The following is a 4,965-nucleotide window of genomic DNA, read 5'->3' as shown; positions in this document are numbered from 1 at the left end:
CACGGATGCGGTGCGGGACGCGGGGCATCCGGCCCCAGTCAGGGCGGCGGAGCATCCCGACCTGGTCGATGAACCAGGCGGCGGCGGACAGCTGTCCCAGCCGCTCGGACAGCTCGGATTGCAGCGCATGCACCTGCTGCTCGAGTCGCTCCACGCGTGAGATGAGGTCAGGCACCAGGTCGGTGGCTGAGGTGATCTCCGCCGACCGCTGCGTCGAGCGCTGACCGGCACGCGCCACAAGCCACGCCACCACCGGCGACACCATGATCGCCAGCACAGATAGGACAGTACCCACCATCATGCCTCCCGATCGGCGGGGATGCGGGCCGTGATCCACACCGCCCACAGCGCGATCAGATACAACCCGAGTTTCGTCGCCGGGTCGTTGCCGTCGTGGGCGATCCATGCGACGATCCATGCGCCGACCCGTTCGGAGGCTACCAGCGCCATCGCAGCCAGACCCCACACCGACGCCCGAACATGGCTTGATGTGGCGATCGCGACCACGCCGGCAGCGACCCACAGGGCGGCTCGTAGCCAGTCGGGCAGGTCGATCAGCTCGGCGCGGGCAGGGACGGCCGCGTAGAGCAGCGACACCCCGACCAGCACCCATAGGACGCCGAGCCCGAGCATCGCTGTCCGGCGAGACACGCGTCAGTCCTTGAGTGCGTCGCCGAGCCGGGACACGACCGCGTCGGCGACAGCCTGCGGGGTTCCACCGGTCTTCACTGCGGCCTCGACGGCCGTGCGCACGAGCGGGGTGAGTCCGGCGAGCACCGAGCGGGCGATCGCCTGCTCATCGACGACCACGCCCTGACGCTTGGCGAGCTCCCGCACCAGCCGCAGCGTCTCCTGGCTGTTGATGCTGGCCCAAATCTGGTTGTTGTTGCGGGAGCTGGCGACGAGCGCGTTCGATGAGCCTTTCTGGAGCGGCTGCCAGTCGTAGGCGGCCAGCGCGTCGGTGACGATGGCTTTGAGCTGGTTTGGGGTGTAGGGCATGTCATCCTCCTGGGTGGATGTTTGGGTGGTGTGGGTGTCGGTGCGCTGCTGGTACTGCTCCCACGACAGGAGCGGGGACGGTCTCCACGGGTCCGGGTCGCGGTCCTTGCCGACGAGCCCGTCGAGGCCACGCCGGTAGTGCGACACCTGCACCATCGCCGACGCAGCCAGCCCCTCTGTGTTGGTGGTCTGGTCGGGGGGCATGAGCACCAGATGGTGATGCTCCACCCATGAGCGGGACGGCATCCGATGCCATGCCGCGAACCCGACCTGCCGACACGCCCTCAGCACCGCCTTGCGCTGCGGTGGGGTGAGGTGGTGGCGGATCGACAGGTCGACCACGCCGTCTCCGGTGTGGGTCGAGCCCGAGTAGGGGCTGCGTGGCTGCCACGACCCCTGACCGGGGCGGATGATCCACCCGTCCCGCCAGCCACGGAACTCGGGCATCGCGGCAGCCAGCCGCTCGGCCTCGATCAGTGCGTCCCGAGTGCGGGGCGACAGCAGGGAGCCGCGCCACGTGATCCGATCAGCCATCATCACACCTCGTAGGTCATCGTGAAAAACAGCGAGTCGCCCGACGCCCACCCACCAGGGTTGTTGTTGGAGATCCGCCCGGACGGGATCAGCGCAACCACACGGCCAGGGCCCACCGGCCTCACCGTCAGCGGATACTCAGACCCGCCACGCGCCAGCCACCCCACGCCAGTGACCATCATCCAGGCCCTGGCGTTGACCGGCATCGACCACACCCACGCCGCCGACCCGAGATTGGTGGTCGAGCCTCGCCCCATCGACACCGAGGCGTGCACCAGACGCCCCACCTGCATCCAGCGACCCTCCAGCGTGCCGTTTCCGATCGAGAGGTTGGTGCCGTCGCTCTGCGACCACGCCACGGCGTATGACGACCACGACGGAGACAGCGACGACAGCGCATTTTCGGTGCCCTGAGCCAGCAGGGCCATATCTGCCGGGACGTTGTTTGCGTCCGCCAACTCCGGCGTCCGGAGTCCATAGATCGGTGTGGTCGGCATCCCGTGCCTCCTTAGATCGTGGTGATGAGAGTGACCCGTCCAGCGTCGGGACGGTCAGATGGGCCCAGTAGTGCCATGTAGTCCGTGGTGCCCTGGTACGAGACAGCGATCCCGCGAGCAGCGCCGGACAGCAGCGCCGACACCTCAGCGCTGGTCAGCGCGATGTCGACGGTGCCGCCCTGTGCCACTGTCCCGGCGGCGCGAGGCTGAGTTGTCAGCGCGGGAGGTGACGATGGTCGCGTCGCAGCACCGTGCAGCGCCAGCCACACGGTCCGCGCCGCCGACATGCCCGCACCGGTCGCCCGATACAGACGCACCACACCAGACGAGCCAGTCCCGCCCCGTGCCAGGGTCGAGCCGTAAAAAAAGTAGCCGGTGTTGTCGGCCACCTGCCCCGAGGTGGAGTGCCCCTGATAGGCGCGGTGCCCGGCGGTGCCGTCGCTGCGCCACCTCCCAGACCTAGCCGTCGCAGCCTGCACCGCCCCAGCAGCCACAGTGGCCGGTGCGGGCGCCGGATCAGTCTGTGGCGGGGTCGGGTCAGACGGCGGCGTGGATGGCGGCGGCGGAGCGGACGGTGTGCCGATACGGCCCACCACCACACCACCAGCAGACCCCCACAGCAGCGCCACCCGATCACCCACCACCGGCACACCACCGACGTGCGGGACCGTCACAGGCCCCACCCCAGTCGAGACGGTCACCACACCAGACCCAGTGGATGACACAGTGCCCTCACTCGGCCGGGCGGTACGCAGACCCACCACATGCCACACCCCCTCGGAGCGCAGCAGCAGCACCCGGTCACCAACCGCCAGCGGTGTCGGCAGCCACACCAGCGGCGTCACCTCGGACCCCAGCACCGACACCAGCAGCACCGGGGAAGTTGCCTTCACCTCCCCCGCGACGGCAGGCGGACGAGCCGGGGTCAGAGCAGACGCGACAGCATCACCCAGAGGATCAGACATCGACCAGCACCCCCCACCCAGCGCTCGCCGTGACCGTCATCGATCCCCCAGTCAGCGGCAGCCTGATACCCGTCACCAGGGCATCCACCGTGCGGGTCGGCAGCCGTAGCCGCAGCGTGTCCAGCACATCAAGGGCCGGGTCTGGGGCGCACGTCACGGTCAGCACCTGACGACGCGCCGCCCTCGCCCGCTCACCCATCGTCCTCGCCGCCGACGCGCACTGAGCGTTCGTCCGCATTAGCGGGGAGTGCAGGAACTCGGGGACGCGTCCGAACCCGGAGGCATCCCATGCCAGCGGACCCGATGCCTCGAACTCGGCCCCACGTAGCGGCTGCCCAGACTCCGACTCCGATGTCACCACCCACCCGTTGCGGAGCCCGTCCCGGTCCATCACCGGCACCCACTCCACCACATCAGCAGCAGACGCCTCCCACACCTGACCAGACCCCACATCCGGGACACCCTGGAGCGCCCCGGCACGATCCACCCACGCCACCACACCCGCCAGACGCATCACCGACAGCAGCGCATCCATGCGGGACTCCGAGTACTCCACCGACGACGGCACCGTCTGCGACGCTGACCAGTCACCGACCGGCAGGATGTCGGCGACGAGCCGCTGCACCTCAGCGCGCACCGTTCCCCCACGCGGCCGCGTCGGGGTCGTGAACCGGTCATCGGCGACGATCCCCAGCAGGTCACCAGCGGAGACGCGCAGCATCTGAGCACCACGCACCCACCGGCCCGAGCGGTGTAGCCGCCACGGCGACCCGTCCGGCACGATGCGCTCCACGCGGAACTCGCCCAGCGGCGCATCACCGACGCCGGCGTACCCGGCACGCACCACCAGTCGATGCCCATGCACCGCCAGCGGCGCATCCGGTGCGCCCGTGAACAGCGACCCGTCCGGGTCAGCCACAGACAGTTCCAGCGACGACTGCACCTGCCCGCCCCGCACCTCCACCGACAGCGACCCGTCCACCACCTCCAGCGGCTCAGCAGTCAGCACCTGACCCCGCAGCGTCGGCCACACCTGACACGACAGCTCCACATCCCCCAGACGAGCCGCACCCCACCTCTCATCGACCGGCCACATAGCTACGCCTCCAGCAGACGGAGACGGTCCAGATACGTTGCCGCCGCAGCAGTCGAGTCCTGATACGTCGGATGCTCAGCCATATCGTCGGCATAGGTACGGGACGGCACCACCGGCAGGATCGCCGGCCCCCGCGACTCATACCCGTCCATCTGCCACGTCACCCGAGGCAGGTGCGGCACAGTCCGCTCCGACTCCACATCAGCCGCCGACACGTACAGCAGCCCCGTCGGATGATCCAGACACTCAGGGTCGCCCCGCAACACCACCGTCGGCCCGGCCAGCATGATCGCGTCCACCGCCTGCACCGTCGCCTCATCCTCAGCGACCAGACGCCACGACCGGACCCGCACCTGACGCTCACCGCCCTGCGTGATCGGCAAACCACCCATCGGACGCACCATCTCCATCGCCGACGACCACCGGCCACGCGACCCGCCCCGCAGCACACCAACCACCACAGACCCCATCGGGGACATCGGGTCAGACAGCCACGCCATCGAGTGCCCGGGCGACGGGGCCGACACCTGCACCGACGCCGACTCCACCACCTGACCCGACCCGGACAGGGCCTCCACCCGATACGACACTGGAGAGCCGACAGGCAAGTCATAGTCCACCACCCGAGCCGACGACCCGAGCAGCACGTGACGGCCACGCACCAGCACCTCTGCCGCGCGCCACACGCGCCACGCTCGCACCGACACCGCACCGGCAGGCACCTGAGTCACCAGCATGTCCACCCACGGCGGGGACTGCATCACCAGCGGAGCCAGTATCATCAGCGTCTCCTCACCGTCGATGCCGACCGACGGCCAGCCATCTCGATCCGCGCATCCACCAGCCGCTCCACACCCGAGGTCGGGTCCACCAT

General features: G+C 69.2%; 7 protein-coding genes. All 7 read right to left on the bottom strand.

Annotated features, from left to right (window positions below; all coding sequences use genetic code 11):
* Positions 1-277, bottom strand: a 277-nt coding sequence (locus tag ACTQ40_RS10185) for a hypothetical protein (protein ID WP_441547497.1), incomplete at its 3' end; no start/stop codon positions are given.
* A 20-nt stretch (positions 278-297) separates the two neighbouring features.
* Positions 298-651 (bottom strand): hypothetical protein, encoded by a 354-nt coding sequence (locus ACTQ40_RS10180; protein WP_441042116.1) that lies wholly within the window; start codon positions 649-651, stop codon positions 298-300.
* 3 nt (positions 652-654) lie between these two features.
* Positions 655-1,533 carry a hypothetical protein gene (locus tag ACTQ40_RS10175; protein ID WP_441186305.1) on the bottom strand — a complete coding sequence of 293 codons (879 nt, stop codon included), beginning with the start codon at positions 1,531-1,533 and terminating at the stop codon, positions 655-657.
* Between the two features lie 2 nt (positions 1,534-1,535).
* A complete protein-coding gene (locus ACTQ40_RS10170) occupies positions 1,536-2,030 on the bottom strand; it encodes a hypothetical protein (protein WP_441042112.1) in 495 nt (164 codons plus the stop codon).
* 11 nt (positions 2,031-2,041) lie between these two features.
* On the bottom strand, positions 2,042-2,923 hold the full coding sequence (locus ACTQ40_RS10165) for a hypothetical protein (protein ID WP_441564073.1): 882 nt from the start codon (positions 2,921-2,923) through the stop codon (positions 2,042-2,044).
* Between the two features lie 64 nt (positions 2,924-2,987).
* Entirely contained in the window at positions 2,988-4,091 is a 1,104-nt protein-coding gene (locus ACTQ40_RS10160) for a hypothetical protein (RefSeq protein WP_441042108.1), read from the bottom strand.
* A 2-nt stretch (positions 4,092-4,093) separates the two neighbouring features.
* Entirely contained in the window at positions 4,094-4,873 is a 780-nt protein-coding gene (locus ACTQ40_RS10155; RefSeq protein WP_441042106.1) for a hypothetical protein, read from the bottom strand.
* Positions 4,874-4,965 lie beyond the last annotated feature (92 nt).

It is taken from the genome of Collinsella sp. Sow4_D11 (assembly GCF_052116465.1).
GTDB lineage: Bacteria > Actinomycetota > Coriobacteriia > Coriobacteriales > Coriobacteriaceae > Collinsella.
The sequence above is the reverse complement of the archived record's forward strand: the minus strand, read 5'-3'. Positions and strand labels throughout refer to the sequence as shown.